The sequence below is a fragment of the Nonomuraea sp. NPDC050733 genome (genome assembly GCF_040654215.1).
Lineage (GTDB): Bacteria > Actinomycetota > Actinomycetes > Streptosporangiales > Streptosporangiaceae > Nonomuraea.
In genome coordinates this window covers 37988-56806 of record NZ_JBFAHO010000008.1, presented here as the reverse complement: position 1 = coordinate 56806, position 18819 = coordinate 37988, and the positions used below count along the sequence as shown (strand labels likewise).

Below are 18819 nucleotides of genomic sequence, written 5' to 3'. Positions count from 1 at the left end.
GCCCGCACCCGTCACACATGAACCGTCGTGATCGGCATCGACGAGTCGGCCGGGATCTCCAGGGCGGACGGGGTGATCCCGGCGGCCACCAGGTCGGAGCCCAGGGCGGCCACCATGGCGCCGTTGTCGGTGCACAGGCCCGGCCGGGGCACGCGCAGCCGCACGCCCGCCGCGTCACACCGCTCCTGGGCCAGGGCGCGCAGCCGCGAGTTGGCCGCCACGCCACCGCCGATGAGCAGGTCGTGCACGTCGTACTTGCGGCACGCCTGGAGCGCCTTGCGGGTCAGCACGTCGACCACGGCCTCCTGGAACGACGCCGCCACGTCCGGCACGTGGATGGACTCGCCGCCCGCCTCGCGCGCCTCGACCCAGCGGGCCACGGCGGTCTTGAGCCCGGAGAAGGAGAAGTCGAGCGTGCCGTCGTCGATCTTGCCGCGCGGGAACGTGATGGCCGTGCCGGAGCCTGAGGTGGCCGCCCGGTCGATGTGCGGGCCGCCGGGGAACGGCAGCCCGAGCACCCGCGCCACCTTGTCGAACGCCTCCCCCGCCGCGTCGTCCACCGTCGAGCCGAGCGAGATGACGTCCTGGGCCACGTCGGGCACCAGCAGCAGCGACGAGTGGCCGCCCGAGACGAGCATGGCGATGCACGGCTTGGGGAGCGGACCGTGCTCGAGCTGGTCCACGGCGACGTGGGCGGCCAGGTGGTTGACGCCGTAGAGCGGGACGCCGAGGCCGAGCGCGTAGGCCTTGGCCGCGGCGACGCCCACCAGCAGCGCCCCGGCCAGGCCCGGCCCGGCGGTCACGGCGATCGCGTCGATGTCGGAGAACCTCAGGCCGGCCTGCGCCAGCGCGGCCTCGACGGTCGGCGTCATCGCCTCCAGGTGGGCCCGGGAGGCCACCTCGGGCACCACGCCGCCGAAGCGGGCGTGCTCCTCCATGCTGGACGCGATGGTGTTGGCCAGCAGCGTGTGGCCCCTGACGATGCCGATGCCGGTCTCGTCGCAGGAGGTCTCGATGCCGAGGACCAGTGGTGCGTCAGCCATCCAGCTTCTTCCTCATCATGATCGCGTCGGTGCCGTCGTCGTAGTAGCGGCGGCGGATGCCGATCTCCTCGAACCCGAAGTGCTCGTACACGCCGCGGGCGCGCGGGTTGTCGTCGCGCACCTCCAGGAACATCTCGCGGGCGCCGCGCCCGCGTGCCTCCCGCAGCAGCTCGGCCAGCATCGCTCCGCCCACGCCGGTGCCCTGGTGGGCCTGGAGCACCGCGATGGTCTGCACGTCGGCCTGGTCGGCCGCGGCGGCCATGCCCGCGTAGCCGATGATGACGTCGTCGACCAGCGCCACCACGTAGTGGCGGGTGCGGGGCTGGTCGGCCAGCTCGCCGCGCATCATGCCCTCGCTCCACGCGTCGAGCGGGAACGTGGCGCGCTCGATCGCCATGACCGCCGGCAGGTCGTCCTCGGTCATCCGGCGCAGTCTCACGCCGTCACCCTCTTGGGCGCGCCGGGCACCACCGCGTCGGGACGGCGCAGGTAGATCGGGCGCGGCGGGTCGAGCGGGACGCCGGCGGCCAGGCGCTCGACGGCGAGGGCGGCCAGCGCGCCCGCGTAGGGGTAGGGCGGGTCGCCCGGCTCGCCGAGCACGTCCGGATAGAGGGCGGCGCCGGCCCCGACGACCGGCAGGCCGTCGGTGGGCACGTCGGCGGGCCGGTCGACGGCCGGGCCGCTCACCCTGGTGCGCAGGTCGGCGTACCGGGCCCAGAACACCTCCTTGCGCCGGGCGTCGGTGGCGGCGATGAACGGCTCGTCGCGGCCGCTGCCGTAGGCGACGGCGTCGAGCGTGCAGATGCCGTACGCGGGGACGCCCAGCGTCGTGGCGAGCGCCTGGGCGGTCATCAGCCCGACGCGCAGCCCCGTGTAGGGGCCGGGACCGCTGCCGGCGACGACAGCCGTGACGTCGCGCAGCGCGGCGCCCGCCTCGCCGAGCACGATCTGGATGGTGGGCGCGAGCAGCTCACCGTGGCGCCGGGCGTCGATCGTCGTCGACTCGGCGAGAACCCGCTCGCCGTCGTGGAGCGCGGCGGTGACCGCTGGGGTCGCGGTGTCAAAGGCCAGGACCAGCACGACTGACTAGCCTACCCGCCACCCGGCTCAGCCCCCGCCGTCCGGGCGAAGCACGCCCTCCGAGGCCGATGTGTCGGAGCGGGTCGTCAGGACCAGCCGGTGCGCCGCCTGAGCCAGTCGAGCGCCACCGCGCCCTGGGCGAGCTGGAACGCCCGGAGCGTGGGCAGACCCGGCGGCGCCGGCCGGCGGCCCTGCCGTACGAAGTAGCCGGCGAACGCGGCGATCACCGCCGTGATCTCCGGGTCGGGGTCGGTGACCAGCTCGTGCGGCAGCGGGCCGCCCTGCATGCCGACGGACGGCAGCAGGGCCACCCGGTCGAACCAGGGCGCGCCGACGCACGCCCACGGCCAGTCCACGACGTAGACCCGGTCATCGGCGAACAGGATGTTGTCGGCCCGCAGGTCGGCGTGGAGGAGCGTGTCGCCGGCGGCGGCCTCCGCCCAGCCGGACTCCAGCTCCGCCAGGCCGTCGAGGTGGCGCAGCGCCCACGGGTCGAGGCCGGTGGTGTCCTCGGCGAGGAGCCTGCGCCAGCCGCGGAAGGAGTCGCCGAACCGCTCGCCCACGGACGGGACGGCGATGGGGGCGGGAGTGAGCGCGGCGGACATCCGGTCGACGGCCGCGAGCACCCGGTCGAGCTCGTCGCGCCGCCACGGCATCGCCGGGTGGCGGCCCTCGATGTCCTCGAAGACCAGCACCACCCAGTCCTCGGCCTCGAACGTCGTCAGCAGCGGGGGCGCGGGCACGGACGCGGGCAGGGCGGCGGCGATCGCGGCCTCGGCGCGGTAGATGCCCACGGCCTCGGCGTTCGGCTCGGGGCCGACGGCCTTGACGAACGCGCGGCGCCCGTGCGCGGTGCGCAGCCGCACGGCGGCGGCGGGCGAGAAGCCGTTGTCCTGCGTGACCGCCTCGGTCACGGGACCGCCCAGGAACTCCTCGACGCCGGCGCGGGCCGCCGGGTGCACCCGCTCCCACGGGACGCGGCTGCCGGTGGCCGGCGGATTGGTCTCCACACTCATGTCCCCATCATCCGGATCGCGGCAACCGGATTTCCCGTCCCGGGGAGGGACGGCTCAGGCGCGGGAGGCGTAGACGATGATGTTGTCCACGTACTCGCCCTTGGCGTAGTCGAAGGTGCCGCCGCAGGTCACCAGCTTGAGCCCGTCGTCGACGTACACCTTCCTGGCCGGGAACCGGTCCTTGTGGACCTGCTCGACGGCCTCCACCTTGTACGTCGCGACCTTGCCGTCGCTGCGCTCCACCTTGACCAGCTCACCCTTGCGGACCTTCCTCAGCTTGTAGAACACCGCGGGCGCCGTCTTGGTGTCGACGTGGCCCACGATCACCGAGGCCCCCTTCTCGCCGGGCACCGCGCTGCCGGTGTACCAGCCGGCCACCTTGGGCTTCTCGTACGGCGGCAGCTCCACCTCGCCGCTCTTGGTCAGCCCGAGCTTCATCAGGGGCGCCTCGACGTCGATGGACGGGATGTCGATGCTCTCGGGCACCACCTTGGCGGCCTGCTGGGTGCCGATCTGGGTCTTGCCGAACATGACCAGCAGGAGTCCCGTGGCGGCCCCGGCGAGCACCACGCGTCCCGGGCGTGCCATGGCGTCGTCCTCGTCAGGCCCGGCTGCGGCGCTTGAGCGCGATCCCGATGCCGGCGGCCAGGGCGAGGCCGAGCAGCACCCCCGCCGGGGCGAGCGGCAGGCCGGAGCCCTCGTCCACGTCCTTGCCGAACGTGCCGCCGCCGCCCGCGCGGGGGGCCCGGGTGGGCACGTCGCTGGGCAGCGGGTCGGCTCGGACGACGCGCAGGGTGGCGCGGCCCGTGTCGTTGGTGCCGTCGCACTTGACGTCAACCCGGTAGGTGCCGCGCGCGATGGTGCCGGACACCTGGGCCTCGCCCCGCACCCAGGGGCCCGGGCTGGGCGTGGTGGTGGCGTTGGCGGCGGGGGTCGGGGTCGCGGGGTTGAGCGGGACGCCGCTGACGAACGCCCGTGAGGTGGCGGTGCCGGTGTGGGCGGGGCCGCCGGTCGGCACGGGGCAGTTGGCGAGGATCCACACCCGCGACGTCTCTCCGGCGGTCACCCGGTCGGGGTTGAGCTCGACCTTGATGGAGGCACGGACGGGCGGAGCCGTGGCGGTCGTGGTCGCGGTGCTGGTGGCGGTCGTGGTCGCCGTGGCGGTCGCGGTCGGTGTGGTCGTGGGGCTGGTCTGCGCCTGGGCCGAGCAGCCCAGTGCGCCGATCATCAGGATGGCTCCCGCGGCCGCGAATCGCCTGACACCGAGCACCAGCGCACCCCACTTCGCCGTCTTCCACCAAGCATCCACCAAAAAGGCGGACGCTGCCCCTCCTGATACCCAGAAATTCTGGGGGAATCCATCGCCAACGATCATGTTTTCCGTGAAGTGGCGAGTTTTACCAAGGGTGACAGGATTGCCGGGCGTTGACCCGCGTTTTACTCTTCGGCCCGCTCGAACGGCGTGTCGCGACGGGTGAGCGAGCGACCCCTCAGCCGGACCACCGCGCGCCGACGCCCCGCAGCGTCACGAGGCGGGCGTCGTCGCCGGTCTCACGGTCGATGTGGATCTCCAGGCGGTCCTCGGACAGCCCCTCGACCAGCCCCTCACCCCATTCGACGACGGTGACCGAGTCCTCCAGCGACGCGTCCAGGTCGAGGTCGTCCACCTCAAGGTCGCCGCCGAGGCGGTAGGCGTCGGCGTGGACCAGCGGCGGGCCCTGGCCCAGCGACGGGTGGACCCTGGCGATGACGAACGTGGGCGAGGTGATCGGCCCGCGTACCTTCAGGCCCTCGGCGATGCCCTGCACCAGCGTCGTCTTGCCGGCGCCCAGCGGGCCCGACAGGACCACCAGGTCGCCGGGGCGCAGCCGGGCCGCGAGCCGGGCTCCGTAGGCGCGCATGTCGTCGGCGGTCGGCAACCGCTCCGCGTTCACCGCGTACTCCCCACTCTCTACAGCTCCACTCTCTTGATCAGGTCGCGCAGCACGTCGTTGACCGCGCCCGGCCGTTCGAGCTGGACCAGGTGGGAGGTGTCGGGCACCTCGGTCAGCTGGGCCCTGGGCAGCGCCGCGGCGATGGCGCGGCTGTGGTCGGGCGGGGTCAGCCAGTCCTTGTCGCCGACGATGATCGCGGTGGGCACGGGGTCGAGGACGTCGAGCGCGGACAGCTTGTCGTGGTTCATCAGCGCGGGGTAGAAGTCGGCGATCACCTCGGTCGGCGTCGCCCTGATCATGGATTCGGCGAAGTCGACCAGGGTGGGGCTGACGTTCTTGGAGTCGCCGAAGCCGGCGTAGCGGGTGATGAGGAAGGCGATGTCGCTGCCCGCGTGGCGGGTGCGGTCGACCAGCGCGCCACGGCGCCCGAGCATGGACACCGCGCCGGGCGCCACCTTGTGGACGACCTTGGACACCAGCGCGGGCAGGCCGAGCGTGATCTCGGCCAGCTTGCCCGCCGAGGTGCCGATGAGCGCCACGCCCTTGATCCGGTCGCCGAACAGCTCGGGGCGGCGGTCGGCCAGCGCCATGATCGTCATGCCGCCCATGGAGTGGCCGACCAGCACGCACGGGCCGGGCACGAACGTGTCGAGCAGCTCGGCCAGGTCGTCGCCGAGCCGGTCGATCGTGGCGTCGCCGGTCTCGGCGCGCTGGGAGCGGCCGTGCGAGCGCTGGTCCCACAGCACGACGCGGTAGCTCTCGCGCAGGTCGCGGCGCTGGTAGTGCCAGGACTCCAGGCTGAGACAGTAACCGTGGCAGAAGACGACCGTCAGCGGCGCCTCACTCCCCGATTCTTCTGGCCCGTCGATCTCGACGTGCAGATTGACGCCGTCGGAGGTGGTCAGCGTGCGCTCCCGGCCCCGGAGCTCGCCGAACGGCTCGGCCAGCTCGGCGTCGGGACGCACCCTGATCCGGCCCACCACGTAGCGCTTGGCCAGTGTCGCCGCAGCGACCCCCGCCGACGCGGCACCGACGATGGCTCCGGCGATGCCGACCCTGCGGCGTGTCGTCGTGGTCATGGCCCCGTGCCCCCTCTCACTCCTGGCTGTCGCGCACGTGGACTCGCGGCACCCGCGCGCCGATCCTCGTCACGATCTCATGCGTGATGGTGCCGAGGTTATCCGCCCACTCCTGAGCGGTGGGCTCGCCCCTACCCCCAGATCCGAAGAGAACGACCTCCTCGCCCTCGGCCAGGGCGTCGTTCCCGAGATCGATCATGAACTGGTCCATGCACACGCGCCCGGTCACGGGCCTGCGCCGCCCTCCGGCCAGCACCTCGGCGCGGCCGGTCGCGTGCCGGAGCACGCCGTCGGCGTAGCCGAGCGGGACCAGGCCGAGCCGGGTCTCACGCTCGGTGACGTGCAGGTGCCCGTACGAGACGCCGGAGCCGGCGGGGACCTGCTTGACCAGCGACAGCCGGGCGAGGAGCGTCATCGCCGGCCGCAGGCCGAAGTCGCCCAGCTCGGGGACGGGACTCAGCCCGTACATCGCGATGCCGGAGCGGACCATGTCGAAGCGGGCGCGGGGCAGTGTCATGACGGCGGCGGAGTTGGACAGGTGCCGGATGACGTGGGAGCCGCCCACGCCGGCCTGCTCGGCCAGCTTGAGCGCCTCCTCGAACGCGTAGAGCTGCGCGTCGATCGACGGATGGCCGGGGATGTCGGCGCAGGCGAAGTGGGACCAGAGGCCGACGATCTCGACGGCGCCCTCGGCCTGGAGGCGGGCCGCCCTGGCCAGCAGCCCGGGCCAGGCGGCGAGCGGCGCGCCGCCCCGGCTCATGCCGGTGTCGGCCTCCAGGTGCATGCGGGCGGTGCGGCCGGTGCGCCGCGCGGCGGCGGCGATCTCGTCCAGGATGGTCTCGGCGGACGCCGACAGCTCGACGCCGGCCTCCAGGGCCTCCGCGACGGGCTCGCCGGGGCCGATGATCCACGACAGCACCGGCGCGGTGACACCGGCCGCGCGAAGCTCCAGCGCCTCCCTGATGTACGCGGTGCCGAGCCGGCTCGCCCCGCCCGCCAGGACCGCCTCGGAGGACGGCACGAGGCCGTGCCCGTAGGCGTCCGCCTTGACGGCCCCCATCAGCTCGGCGCCGCCGGCACGCTCCTTGAGCAGGGCCACGTTGTGCTCGATCGCGGCCAGGTCCACCCGCGCCTGCGCGGGCGTCGCCATCGGGAATCCCATCCCCCCAGTTTGGCAGCTCACCCAGGTGACTGGGCGCGGTTCACCGGTGAACCCGCGCTCGCCGGGGCGGCCCGGGCGCGGTTCAGCGGTGAACGCTCACCGAGCGGGTGACCTCGCGGATCGCCTCCGGCACCGCCGCCGCCACGCCCGCCGCGTGCAGCGGCGCGCCCGAGGCGGCGATCCTCCCGGCCAGCCCGTGCAGGTACGCCCCGCACGACCCCGCGTCGTAGGTTCCGAGCCCCTGCGCGAGCAGCGCACCGGCCACGCCGGACAGCACGTCGCCGGTGCCGCCCGTGGCCAGCCACGGGGTGCCTGTGCCGTTGACCCGCACCGGTCTGCCCTGCTCGGCGACGACCGTGGTGGAGCCCTTGAGCAGCACGGTCGCGCCCAGCTCGGCCGCCGCGCCCCGGGCGTGCGCCAGCCGGTCGGCCTCGATCTCGTCGCGCCCGGCTCCCGTGAGCCGCGACAGCTCGCCGGCGTGCGGGGTGACCAGCACGGGCGCCGTACGGCCGAGCAGCGCGCGCTCGCGGGCGACCACCGTGAGCCCGTCGGCGTCGACCAGCACGGGCACGTCGCTCGCCAGCACCTGCGCGAGCAGCTCCCGCGCCCAGTCGCCCGTGCCGAGGCCGGGCCCGATCACCCACGCCTGCACCCGGCCGACACCGTCGAGCGAGGGCCGGTCCAGCTCGGTGATCACCGCCTCGGGCCAGTGGGCCCGCACCTGCGCGACCGGCTCGCCGGGTCCGGCGTAGCGGACCATGCCCGCGCCGGCCAGCAGCGCGCCGCCCACGGCCAGCACGGCCGCCCCGGTGTACTGGTCGCTGCCGGCGACGACGCCGACCACTCCCCTGCGGTACTTGTCGCTCTCGGCGGCCGGGCGCGGCAGCAGGTCCGCCACGTCGGCGCGGGACAGCCCCGCCACGTCGGGGTCGGGCAGATAGGGGCCGAGCCCGATGTCGACCAGCTCCACCTCGCCCGCGAGCGCGGCCCCCGGGTCCACCAGCAGGCCGGTCTTGCGCGCCCCCATGGTCACGGTCAGCCTGGCCTCGACGGCGGCGCCCTCCACCCGGCCGCTGCTCGCGTCCACCCCGCTGGGCACGTCCACGGCGACCGTCGGCGCAGCCGCCGCGTTGGCCGCCCGGACGAGCTCCCGGTATGGCTCCCGCAGCGCCCCGGACGCCCCGATGCCGAGGAGCCCGTCCACGACGAGCTCGGCCCGCTCGACCGCCTCGGCGCCGGCCACCCGGCCACCGGCCAGCAGGAGCGCCTCCAGCCCCGCCTCGTGCGTCCTGCCGCCCGCGAGCACGGCCTCGACCCTGGCGCCGCGCCGGGCCAGCCGCGCGCCGGCGTACAGGGCGTCGCCGCCGTTGTCGCCGCTGCCGACGAGCAGGGCCACGCGGCTGCCGTACACCTTGCCGAGCAGGCCCGCGCACGCGGCGGCGAGCCCGGACGCGGCGCGCTGCATGAGCGTGCCGTCGGGCAGGCGGGCCATCAGCTCCCGCTCGGCGGCTCTGATCTGGTCGGCGGTGAAGGCGGTGCGCATGATCCGAAGCTATCCCTCCGCGATCACGTAGGCCACGGCGACGCCCGCGTCGTGGCTGAGTGACAGGTGCCAGCGCTTGACGCCGAGCTCGTAGGCGACCTCGGCGGCGCGGCCGGTGACGTGCAGCTCGGGCCTGCCGTTGTCGCCGCGGCGCACCTCGGCCTCCAGGTGGCCGAGCCCCGACGGCGCGCCGAGCGCCTTGGCCACGGCCTCCTTGGCGGCGAAGCGGGCGGCCAGCGACCGCGCCGGCAGGTCACGCTCGGCCTCGGTGAACAGCCGCGCCCGCAGCCCGGGGGTGCGCTCCAGCGTGGCCTCGAACCGGGCGATGTCGACCACGTCCACCCCGATGCCCAGGATCATCCCCCCAGGCTAACGGGGCCTCCACGCCGCGGGCTCAGAACGCGCCGCGCTGCCACGGCCCCCAGATGGCGAACGACATGCCGTGCGCGGACTGGATGTTGACGTACAGCGTGTGGCCGCCGGGGCCGAACGTGGACCCGGCGAACTCCGCGCCCGGGTCGCCCGCGACGGGCTCCATCCGGCAGAAGTCGAACAGCTCACCGTGCCGGGTCAGGCCGCGCAGGTAGTTGTCGCCGTCGCCGTCCTCGCACAGCACGAGCGTGCCGCGAGGGCTGGCCGTGACGTTGTCGGGCAGGTCCAGCACCGTGGAGCGCGGCGACTCGTACACGAGCTTCAGCTTGCCGCTCCACGTCTCGTACGCCCACACCTGCCCGCGGCCCTTGCCGAACCCGGAGGGGGCCGTGTCGCCCGTGGCGGTGGCGCCGCCCTGGGTGGAGACGAAGTAGATCGTGCCCTGGTGGTGGATCGCCCCTTCGAGGCGGGAGAAGATCGCGGCGCCCTTGGCCCGGCCCTGCCTGCCGACGGCCTGCACGGCCTCGTCGTTCGGCGGCCTGCCGGTGAAGTCGGGGTCGGGCTCGTCGATGTCGACCCAGGCGGTGGTGTACGTGGCTCCGGCGCGCTGGCCCGCGGACAGGTCCTCGCGGGGCGAGCCCTTGACGGCGAGCATCTGGAGCCGCCCGCCGTCGAGGAGGCGCCCGGCCTTGAGCGGGTGCTTGGGCGGCAGGTAGCGGTAGAGGCCCGAGGCGAAGCTGAAACAGTCCTCGGTCAGGTAGAGCGCGCCCGACTCGGGGTCGAAGGCGGCCGACTCGTGCGCGAACCGCCCCGCCGATCTGATCGGCCGGGCCGTCGCGGCGCCGGTCACGGGCACCTCGAAGATGTAGCCGTGCTTGCGGGTGAGCTTGGAGTTGTCGCCGCCGGAGAAGTCGTTGCCCACGTCGGGCCCGTTGACGGTCTCCTCGCAGCTCACCCACGCCTTCCACGGCATGGGGCCGCCGGAGCAGTTGAGCATGGTGCCGTTGAGCGACGGGCTCGCCTTGAGCACCTCGCCGTGGGCGGTGACCTGGAGGGTGACGGTGCCGCCGCCCGCCATCCGGTCGTAGGCCTTGTCCTTGTCGCCGAACGCGCCGACGGGGCCGCCGACCTCGTGGTTGCGCACGAGGTACGCGGTGCCGCGCGGTCCGGCGAACGCCGCCATCCCGTCGTGGCGGCCGGGGACGGTGGAGCCGTCGGGAAACTTTCCGCCCGCCTCGTTGAAGGAGCGGTAGCTGAAGCCTTCGGGCAGGTGGAGGCGTACCTGGCCGTCGCGTTTGTCGCGGACGGCGCGCAGCGGGCCGTAGCCCCGCACCCGGGTGACCCCGCCGCGCTCCGACGCGCAGGCGACGCCCGCGAACGGTCCGGCGATGCCGGCGGCGGCCGCCACGGCGGCCCTGGCCAGGAAGCGACGACGGTCCATGAACCCTCCCGGGGACACTGGCTTCCCCGAACAGTAGCCGTCCCGAATCCGCGGCACTCCCGGTTTCGGGGAGATGACAACAGGTGGACGGTGAAGGGGACGGCGCCTTTCCCCGAACTGAATGTCGAGAACTCCACAGGTTCATCCACAGGCTGTGGACAACCTGCCGACCCGGCCGGGACTCGCCCCCGGCCGCGTCGCTACGCTGCCTAGGTGAACAACGGCTACGTGGAACTGAGCAGGGAGCAGTGGAGCGATCTCCGCAAGAACACGCCCTTGACTCTCACCGCAGAAGAGCTGGAAGAGCTGCGCGGCCTCGACGACCCCATCGACCTGGTCGAGGTCACCGACATCTACCTCCCTCTGACCCGGCTGCTGAACCTGCACTACACGGGGTCCAAGCAGCGCAGCAGCGTGCTGAACGCCTTCCTCGGCCATCCGGAGCGGCGGGTGCCGTACATCCTGGGCATCGCGGGCAGCGTCGCGGTCGGCAAGTCGACGACGGCGCGGCTGCTGCACACGCTGCTGGCCCGCTGGCCGGAGCACCCGCATGTGGAGCTGATCACCACCGACAGCTTCCTCTACCCGAACGCGGTGCTGGAGTCCAAGGGCATCATGCACCGCAAGGGCTTCCCGGAGAGCTACGACCGCAGGGCGCTGGTCCGGTTCGTGGCCGAGGTGAAGGCGGGGACGGCCGAGGTGAAGGCGCCGATCTACAGCCACCTGGAGTACGACATCGTCCCCAGCGCCACCCAGAGCGTGAAAAGTCCGGACATCCTGATCATTGAGGGGCTGAACGTGCTCCAGCCGGCCCCACTCACCTCGCTCGCGGTCAACGACTACTTCGACTTCTCCATCTACGTCGACGCCAAGGTCGAGGACATCCGCACCTGGTACGTCGAACGCTTCCACAAGCTGCGCCGCACCGCCTTCGAGGACCCCAAGTCGTACTTCCGGCACATCGCCGAGCTGTCGCACGACGAGGCCACGAAGTTCGCCGTCAACGTCTGGCGCGACATCAACGAGCGCAACCTCGTCGAGAACATCGCCCCCACCCGGGGCCGCGCCGACCTCGTCCTCCACAAGGACGCCGACCACTCCGTCCGGCGGGTGCGCCTGCGCCGCACCTGACTCGCCGGCCCTGACTTGCCGGCCCTGACTTCCCGGCTCTGACTTCCCGGCCCTGCGTTCCGCGAGAATGGCCCGATGCTCCACCTGAGACTGATCAGCCCCTCCTCCCGCACCGCCGAGGTGACGGCGGTGCTGGAGAGGTGCACCGGCGCGACGAACATCATCGTCCTGCCCGACGCCGCCCGGGCGCCCAAGGGCGACGTCGTGCTCGCCGACGTGGCGCGCGAGTCCGCCAACGAGGTGATCAGTGACCTCGGCTGGCTGCGCGAGGAGGGGTCGATCGCCGCGGAGCACATCGAGCTCACGATCTCCCGGGCCGCCGACGAGGCGGTGGAGGAGGCGCCGGGCGATCCCGACGACGCGGTGATCTGGGAGGAGCTGGCGCACCGGGTCCAGGCCGACTCGCGCATCACCTGGGCGTACCTGGTGTTCCTGGCGATCGCCACGCAGATCGCCGCCATCGGCGTGCTGCAGAAGTCGATCATCCTGATCGTCGGCGCGATGGTCCTCGGTCCCGAGTTCGGGGCGATCGCGGCCATCTGCTTCGGGCTGCTGCGCGGGCGCTGGCGCCTGATCGCCGGCGCCTTCAGGACCCTCGTGGTGGGCTTCGCCATCGCCATCGCCGTGACGGTCGCCTGCGCGCTCGTCTCACGCGGGCTCGGCTGGATCGACCCGTCGCACCTGCGCGGCAACAGCGAGGTGCAGTTCATCGTCAAGCCGGACCGGTGGTCGTTCATCGTGGCGCTGCTCGCGGGCGTGGCAGGCGTGCTGTCCGTCACGGCGGGCAAGTCGTCGGCGCTCATCGGCGTCTTCATCTCGGTGACCACCGTGCCCGCCGCGGGCTACGCGGCCGTGGCGATCGCGCTCGGCGACTGGGGTGAGGTCGCGGGCTCGGTCACGCAGCTCTCGGTGAACGTCGCCGGCATGGTGATCGCGGGCACCGCCACCCTCGTGGTGCAGCACAGATTCTGGCCTCAAGTAGGACGCGCGTCCTCCGTACGGCCGATGCGGCGCAAGCAGGGCGGCGGGTAGTGTCCCGATCATGCACATCCTCGACACCGAGGGGCTGACCAAACGCTTCCCGACCGTCACGGCGCTCGACGGGCTGACCGTCACCGCCGGACCCGGCGTCACCGGCCTGGTCGGGGCCAACGGGGCGGGCAAGTCGACGCTGATCAAGATCCTGCTGGGGCTGCTCCCGCCCACGGCCGGCGGCGCCCACGTGCTCGGCCTCGACGTCGCGACGCAGGGGGCCGACATCCGCCGGCTCGTCGGCTACATGCCCGAGCACGAATGCCTGCCGCCCGACGTCTCCGCCACCGAGCTGGTCGTCCACCTCGCCCGGATGTCCGGGCTCCCCCGCACGGCCGCCCGCGAGCGGGCCGCCGACGTGCTGCGCCACGTCGGGCTGGCCGAGGAGCGCTACCGCTCCGTCGGCGGCTACTCCACCGGCATGAAGCAGCGCGTCAAGCTCGCCCAGGCGCTTGTCCACGACCCCAAGCTCATCCTCCTGGACGAGCCGACCAACGGCCTCGACCCGCGCGGACGCGACGAGATGCTCGCCCTGATCCGGCGCATCGGCACCGAGTTCGGCATCAGCGTGCTGGTCACCTCCCACCTGCTGGGGGAGCTGGAGCGGGTGTGCGACCACGTGATCGTCATCGACGCCGGGCGGTTGCTGCGCTCGTCCGCGATCGGCGAGTTCACCCAGGCGACGCGCAGCGTCACGGTCGAGGTCGACGAGGGCACCCAGGCCCTGGCCGACCGGTTGACCGAGCTGGGCCACGGCGTCGCGCCCCACGGCCGGATGCTGCTGGTGGAGGTGTCCGGCCCCGAGACGCTCGACGCGATCCGCGACGCGACCGCCGACCTCGGCCTGTGCCTCATCCGGCTCGAACGCGGCCGGCACCGCATCGAGGACGTCTTCAAGGAGGCCGCCGGTGTCTGAGATCTACGACATCGGATACCGCCACTACGACGGCCCCCGGCTCGGCCGCGGCCACACCACGCGGGCGCTCACCGTCCACAGCCTGCGCGGCGTCTTCGGCCTCGGCCGCCCGGCGCGCGGCAAGATCGTGCCGTTCGCGCTGGTGGCCGTCATGATGCTGCCTGCCGTCGTGTCGATCGCGATGATGGCGCTCCTGCGGCAGCGCGGCATGAGCTACAGCGGCTTCGCGGTCATCATGCAGGCCGTGCTGGCCATCTTCCTGGCCGCGCAGGCGCCCACGGTCGTGGCCCCCGACCTGCGCTTCCGGGTCCTGCCGCTCTACCTGTCGCGCCCGGTCACGATCACCGAGTACGTGGGCGCCAAGGTCGTCGCGATGACCCTCGCCCTCTACGCGCTGCTCGCGGTGCCGATGACGGTCATGTTCCTGGGCGAGCTGCTCGTGGACCTGCCAGGGGCGCCGCGCACCAAGGAGTACGCGGGCGCCATGGTCACCGGGCTGCTGCTCGCGCTGCTGCTGGCGGCCTTCGGCCTGGCGATCGCCTCGCTGACGCCGCGGCGCGGGCTCGGCGTCGCCTCGGTCATCGCCGTCTACCTGCTCGCCTCGGCATCCGTCCCGATCATGTACGGCACGCTGTTGTCGGCCGGCAACGACGCCGCCGCCCGGTGGGCCTGGCTGCTCAATCCGTTCTGGCTGGTGGACGCCGTCCAGGTGTGGCTGTTCGGCACGACGCCGAACTCGGAGGGCGGCTATCCCGGCGGGCCTGTGTCCCTCGTCATCGTGGTCCTGCTCATCGCCGCCGCGGCGGCGGCCCTCGCGCTCCGCTACCGGAAGGCGGCCTCGCGGTGAACATCGAGCTGGCGCAGGTCTCGCGCTGGTACGGCAACGTCGTCGCGGTCAACGACGTGACCATGACCATCCGGCCCGGGGTCACCGGGCTGCTCGGTCCCAACGGGGCGGGCAAGTCGACGCTGCTGCACATGATGGCGGGGTTCCTCGCCCCGTCGAGCGGCACGGTCACCCTGGACGGCACCCGCGTCTGGAAGAACCACCAGATCTACCGAAATATCGGTCTCGTCCCGGAGCGGGAGGGCGTGTACGGCTTCCTGACCGGGTGGCAGTTCGTGCTGTCGGCCGCCCGCCTCCACGGCCTGCCCGATCCCGTCGAAGCCGCCCGCAAAGCGCTGGCCACGGTCGAGATGGAAGAGCCCAAGGACCGGCGCGTCGAGACGTACTCCAAGGGCATGCGCCAGCGCGTCAAGGTGGCCGCCGCCCTCGTCCACGACCCGCCCGTGCTGCTGCTCGACGAGCCGTTCAACGGCATGGACCCGCGCCAGCGGCTGCACCTCATGGACCTGATCCGCGCGATGGGCGCGGCGGGCAAGACCATCCTGTTCAGCTCCCACATCCTGGAGGAGGTCGAGCGGGTCGCCCAGCACATCGAGGTGCTCGTCGCCGGCCGGCACGCCGCCTCGGGCGACTTCCGCGAGATCCGGCGGCTGATGACGGACCGGCCGCACCTGTTCCGCATCCGCAGCAGCGACGACCGGCGGCTGGCCGCGGCCCTGATGCGCGACGACTCGGCCGGCGGGGTCTCCCTCGGTCCCGACGGACTGGAGGTCCGAGCCGTGGAGTTCCGCGGCTTCGCCCGCCTTCTGCCCAACGTCGCCCGCACCGAGGGCATCCGCCTGCACGAGGTCTCCCCCGCCGACGAGGACCTCGAAAGCGTCTTCTCCTACCTGATCAACCGGAGCACCTGAATGAACAGTGTGGTTGCAGGTATTACCTATCGGGCGCTGCTCGGGCGGCGGCGGATCGTGCTGCTTCTGCTGCTGCCCCTGGCCCTCCTGGCCCTGGCCGTGCTGCTGCGCCTGACCGGCAGCGACGACCAGCGCTCGACCATGCTGCTGATGCAGAACTTCGCCATCGGCACCATGCTGCCCCTGCTCGGCCTCATCGCCGGCACCGGAGTGATCGCCCCCGAGATCGACGACGGCACGATCATCCACCTGATGTCCAAGCCGATCTCCCGCCCGGTCATCGCCCAGACCAAGTTCCTCGTCGCGGCGTCCCTGCTGGCGCTGTTCGCCGCGGTGCCGACCTACGTCGCGGCCTGGCTGCTCGTGGGCAACGAGGACGCGATCGCGTCCGGGTTCGCCGTGGGCACGCTCGTGGCGGGCATCGCGTACGCGGCGGTCTTCCTGCTGCTCGGCGTGGTGACGCGCCACGCGGTGACCATCGGGGTCGTCTACGCCCTGGTCTGGGAGGGGCTGGTGGGCGGCTTCGTCCCCGGTGCCCGCAAGTTCTCGGTCCAGCAGTGGGGCCAGTCGATCGCCGACCAGATCTCCACCTCGCCGTTCCTCAAGGCCGACGTGACGCTCGGCTTCGCCGTACCGGCACTGGTGATCGTCACGGTGCTGGCGGTCCTGTGGGCAGGGCAGCGGCTGCGTGTCTTCTCCCTCACCGGCGACGAGTGAGCGGCCTCGACCACGACAAAGGGGTACGGCGCATGCCGTACCCCTTTGTTCTGCCTTGCTGTCCGGATCAGGCGCAGGCCGCCCGGACCACGTCGGCGAGACGCTCGGCCACCTTGGTGGCCTGATCCTCCGAGGAGGCCTCGACCATCACGCGGATCATCGGCTCGGTGCCGCTCGGCCGGATCAGGACCCGGCCGGTGTCACCCAGCTCGGACTCCGCGTCGGCGACCGCCGACACGAGCTCGGACGCCTTGGCCTTGGCCTTGTCGACGCCCTTGACGTTGATGAGCACCTGCGGCATCGGCGTCATGATCGAGGCCAGCTCGCGCAGTGGCTTGCCCGAGGACGCCACCACCGCCAGCAGATGCAACGACGTCAGCAGCCCGTCACCCGTGGTGGCGTGGTCCAGCATGATCACATGGCCGGACTGCTCGCCGCCGAAGTTGTAGCCGTCGGCCTTCATGCGTTCCAGCACGTAACGGTCGCCCACCGCGGTCTCCACCACGGTGATGCCCGCCTCGCGCATGGCCAGCTTGAACCCCAGGTTGGACATCACGGTCGCGACCACGGTGTCCTTGGCCAGCGTCCCCTCGGCACGCATGGCGGCCGCGAGGATCGCCATGATCTGGTCGCCGTCGACGACCGCGCCGGTGTGGTCCACCGCGAGGCAGCGGTCGGCGTCACCGTCGTAGGCGATGCCGACGTCGGCGCCGCGCGAGATCACCACCTGCTGGAGCTTGTCCAGGTGAGTGGAGCCGTGGCCGTCGTTGATGTTGAGGCCGTCGGGGCGCGCCCCGATCGCCTCCACCTGGGCACCGGCCCGCAGCAGCGCCTCCGGCGCCACCATGTGCGCGGCCCCGTGGGCGCAGTCCACGACGACGCGCAGGCCGTCGAGCCCGCCCCGCATCGTGGCCAGCACATGGGTGATGTACCGGTCGGCCTCACCGTAGGCGTCACGCACCCGGCCGACGGCCGAGCCGACGGGGAAGCTCCAGTCCTCGCCGAGCCGCCGCTCGATCTCGTCCTCGACCGCGTCGGACAGCTTGAAGCCGCCCCGGGCCAGGAACTTGATGCCGTTGTCCGGCGCCGGGTTGTGCGAGGCCGACAGCATGACGCCGAGATCGGCGCCGAGTGCCGCGGTGAGGTGGGCGACGGCCGGGGTGGGCAGCACGCCGAGGCGCAGCACATCCACTCCGGACGACGCCAGGCCGGCGACCACAGCGGCCTCGAGGAACTCCCCCGAGGCACGCGGGTCCCGGCCCACGACCGCTATCGGGCGACGCCCGGTAGCGGCGAACGCGCCCGCATCGCCGAGGACATGAGCCGCCGCGACCGAAAGGTCCATGGCGAGCTCCGCCGTGAGGTCGCGCCCCGCGACCCCACGGACCCCGTCGGTGCCGAAAAGGCGCGCCAACTCAGCGCTTGCTGTACTGCGGAGCCTTGCGGGCCTTCTTGAGGCCGTACTTCTTCCGCTCCGTGGCGCGGGCGTCACGGGTGAGGAAGCCGGCCTTCTTCAGCGGGGGCCGGTTGACCTCGACGTCAAGGATCGACAGCGCGCGGGACAGACCCATGCGCAGCGCGCCGGCCTGGCCGGTCACACCACCGCCGTCGATGCGCGCGATGACGTCGAACGCGTCCTCGGCGCCGAGCACCACGAAGGGCTCGTTGACGATCTGCTGGTGGACCTTGTTGGGGAAGTAGACGTCCAGCGAACGCCCGTTGATCGTCCACTTGCCGGTACCGGGGACGATGCGCACGCGGGCGATCGCCTCCTTGCGGCGGCCGGTGCCGTACGAGTTGCCCGTGGTGACGGGCTTGCGCACGGGGGCGTCAGCGTTGGCAGCGGATTCGGTGGTGTACTCGGAAGGGAACTCCTCGCCGGAGAAGTCTTCCACCTCGGCCTCGACGGCCGTCTCGACACCGGTGGGCTCAGCCACGGTTCTCCTCTAACTCTTTTGAAGTACTACTGGGCGATCTGGGTGATCTCGAACGGCACCGGCTGCTGGGCCTGGTGCGGGTGCTCGGAACCCGCGTAGACCTTCAGCTTCTTGGCCATCTTCCGGCCGAGGGAGTTCTTCGGCAGCATGCCCTTGACGGCCTTCTCGACCGCCTTGTCCGGCCGCTTGTCCATGAGCTCGCCATAGCTGACGGAACGCAGACCGCCCGGGTAGCCCGAGTGGCGGTACGCCTTCTTCTGCTCACGCTTGTTGCCGCTGAGCGCGATCTTGTCGGCGTTGATGACGATGACGAAGTCACCCGTGTCGACGTGGTTGGCGAAGATCGGCTTGTGCTTGCCGCGGAGCAGGATCGCGACGTGGCTGGCCAGCCGGCCCAGCACGACATCGGTCGCGTCGATGACGTACCACTGACGCTGGACGTCGGCGGGCTTCGGTGAGTACGTGCGCACGGTCGTAGCCTTCTTTATGCTCGCGTCTTCGGCGCGCTGCCGGATGCGACAGCGCTGGGTTCGGTCGGTGCGGGCACACGACGGCCCGGACCTTCCGTCTCCGCATAGCTGGGAGATGACGCCGGACGCGCCGCGCATCGGTCGCGCTGGACCTATGCACACAACGAACGATTAGGCTACCCGCCCTA

Annotated in this window: 21 protein-coding genes; 6 read left to right on the top strand and 15 right to left on the bottom strand. The window is 72.3% G+C overall.

Annotated elements, in window-relative coordinates; translation table 11 throughout:
• Positions 1 to 11: 11 nt before the first annotated feature.
• The 12 genes from tsaD to AB0H64_RS16530 form a co-directional block, all read right to left on the bottom strand.
• Positions 12 to 1043, bottom strand: a complete 1032-nt coding sequence (gene tsaD, locus AB0H64_RS16585; protein ID WP_357624664.1) for a tRNA (adenosine(37)-N6)-threonylcarbamoyltransferase complex transferase subunit TsaD — start codon at positions 1041 to 1043, stop codon at positions 12 to 14.
• Complete coding sequence (gene rimI / locus AB0H64_RS16580; protein WP_310708554.1) at positions 1036 to 1467, bottom strand: ribosomal protein S18-alanine N-acetyltransferase; 432 nt, start codon at positions 1465 to 1467, stop codon at positions 1036 to 1038. The genes tsaD and rimI overlap by 8 nt, the downstream gene beginning before the upstream one ends.
• Before the next feature lie 11 nt (positions 1468 to 1478).
• The gene (gene tsaB / locus AB0H64_RS16575) at positions 1479 to 2123 is read right to left on the bottom strand and encodes a tRNA (adenosine(37)-N6)-threonylcarbamoyltransferase complex dimerization subunit type 1 TsaB (protein ID WP_357624662.1); all 645 of its coding nucleotides are present in this window, start codon (positions 2121 to 2123) and stop codon (positions 1479 to 1481) included.
• Positions 2124 to 2209: 86 nt separating this feature from the next.
• Positions 2210 to 3139: a phosphotransferase gene (locus tag AB0H64_RS16570; protein WP_357624659.1), complete on the bottom strand. Its 930-nt coding sequence runs from the start codon at positions 3137 to 3139 to the stop codon at positions 2210 to 2212.
• A 54-nt stretch (positions 3140 to 3193) separates the two neighbouring features.
• Positions 3194 to 3727: a class F sortase gene (locus AB0H64_RS16565; protein WP_357624657.1), complete on the bottom strand. Its 534-nt coding sequence runs from the start codon at positions 3725 to 3727 to the stop codon at positions 3194 to 3196.
• A gap of 13 nt (positions 3728 to 3740) precedes the next feature.
• Positions 3741 to 4367 carry a hypothetical protein gene (locus AB0H64_RS16560; RefSeq protein ID WP_357624655.1) on the bottom strand — a complete coding sequence of 209 codons (627 nt, stop codon included), beginning with the start codon at positions 4365 to 4367 and terminating at the stop codon, positions 3741 to 3743.
• Positions 4368 to 4629: 262 nt separating this feature from the next.
• Positions 4630 to 5040 carry a tRNA (adenosine(37)-N6)-threonylcarbamoyltransferase complex ATPase subunit type 1 TsaE gene (gene tsaE / locus AB0H64_RS16555; RefSeq protein WP_355453094.1) on the bottom strand — a complete coding sequence of 137 codons (411 nt, stop codon included), beginning with the start codon at positions 5038 to 5040 and terminating at the stop codon, positions 4630 to 4632.
• Positions 5041 to 5090: 50 nt separating this feature from the next.
• Positions 5091 to 6152 (bottom strand): alpha/beta hydrolase, encoded by a 1062-nt coding sequence (locus AB0H64_RS16550; RefSeq protein ID WP_357624652.1) that lies wholly within the window; start codon positions 6150 to 6152, stop codon positions 5091 to 5093.
• Between the two features lie 16 nt (positions 6153 to 6168).
• Entirely contained in the window at positions 6169 to 7302 is a 1134-nt protein-coding gene (gene alr, locus AB0H64_RS16545; RefSeq protein WP_357625093.1) for an alanine racemase, read from the bottom strand.
• 94 nt (positions 7303 to 7396) lie between these two features.
• Positions 7397 to 8857, bottom strand: a complete 1461-nt coding sequence (locus AB0H64_RS16540) for an NAD(P)H-hydrate dehydratase (protein ID WP_357624650.1) — start codon at positions 8855 to 8857, stop codon at positions 7397 to 7399.
• Between the two features lie 9 nt (positions 8858 to 8866).
• The gene (locus AB0H64_RS16535) at positions 8867 to 9217 is read right to left on the bottom strand and encodes a holo-ACP synthase (RefSeq protein WP_310708484.1); all 351 of its coding nucleotides are present in this window, start codon (positions 9215 to 9217) and stop codon (positions 8867 to 8869) included.
• A gap of 34 nt (positions 9218 to 9251) precedes the next feature.
• Positions 9252 to 10670, bottom strand: coding sequence for an alkaline phosphatase PhoX (locus AB0H64_RS16530; RefSeq protein WP_357624647.1), 1419 nt, complete (start codon positions 10668 to 10670; stop codon positions 9252 to 9254).
• A gap of 228 nt (positions 10671 to 10898) precedes the next feature.
• On the opposite strand from AB0H64_RS16530, the gene coaA reads away from it, so the two are divergent.
• From coaA to AB0H64_RS16500, 6 genes are all read left to right on the top strand, one after another.
• Entirely contained in the window at positions 10899 to 11801 is a 903-nt protein-coding gene (gene coaA / locus AB0H64_RS16525) for a type I pantothenate kinase (RefSeq protein ID WP_357625090.1), read from the top strand.
• A 75-nt stretch (positions 11802 to 11876) separates the two neighbouring features.
• Positions 11877 to 12833 carry a DUF389 domain-containing protein gene (locus AB0H64_RS16520; RefSeq protein ID WP_357624645.1) on the top strand — a complete coding sequence of 319 codons (957 nt, stop codon included), beginning with the start codon at positions 11877 to 11879 and terminating at the stop codon, positions 12831 to 12833.
• A gap of 10 nt (positions 12834 to 12843) precedes the next feature.
• Positions 12844 to 13749, top strand: coding sequence for an ABC transporter ATP-binding protein (locus AB0H64_RS16515; protein ID WP_357624642.1), 906 nt, complete (start codon positions 12844 to 12846; stop codon positions 13747 to 13749).
• Positions 13742 to 14596, top strand: coding sequence for an ABC transporter permease (locus AB0H64_RS16510; protein WP_357624640.1), 855 nt, complete (start codon positions 13742 to 13744; stop codon positions 14594 to 14596). Before AB0H64_RS16515 ends, AB0H64_RS16510 begins: the two co-directional genes overlap by 8 nt.
• Entirely contained in the window at positions 14593 to 15507 is a 915-nt protein-coding gene (locus tag AB0H64_RS16505) for an ABC transporter ATP-binding protein (RefSeq protein ID WP_357624637.1), read from the top strand. The genes AB0H64_RS16510 and AB0H64_RS16505 overlap by 4 nt, the downstream gene beginning before the upstream one ends.
• Positions 15508 to 16224, top strand: a complete 717-nt coding sequence (locus AB0H64_RS16500) for an ABC transporter permease subunit (RefSeq protein ID WP_357624634.1) — start codon at positions 15508 to 15510, stop codon at positions 16222 to 16224.
• Between the two features lie 67 nt (positions 16225 to 16291).
• On the opposite strand, the gene glmM is transcribed toward AB0H64_RS16500, so the two are convergent.
• From glmM to rplM, 3 genes are read right to left on the bottom strand one after another with little or no spacing between them, the layout of a single operon-like run.
• Positions 16292 to 17638 (bottom strand): phosphoglucosamine mutase, encoded by a 1347-nt coding sequence (gene glmM / locus AB0H64_RS16495; protein ID WP_357624631.1) that lies wholly within the window; start codon positions 17636 to 17638, stop codon positions 16292 to 16294.
• 1 nt (position 17639) lies between these two features.
• Positions 17640 to 18161 (bottom strand): 30S ribosomal protein S9, encoded by a 522-nt coding sequence (gene rpsI / locus AB0H64_RS16490; RefSeq protein ID WP_357624629.1) that lies wholly within the window; start codon positions 18159 to 18161, stop codon positions 17640 to 17642.
• Positions 18162 to 18187: 26 nt separating this feature from the next.
• Positions 18188 to 18631: a 50S ribosomal protein L13 gene (gene rplM / locus AB0H64_RS16485; RefSeq protein WP_049562428.1), complete on the bottom strand. Its 444-nt coding sequence runs from the start codon at positions 18629 to 18631 to the stop codon at positions 18188 to 18190.
• Between the last annotated feature and the right edge of the window lie 188 nt (positions 18632 to 18819).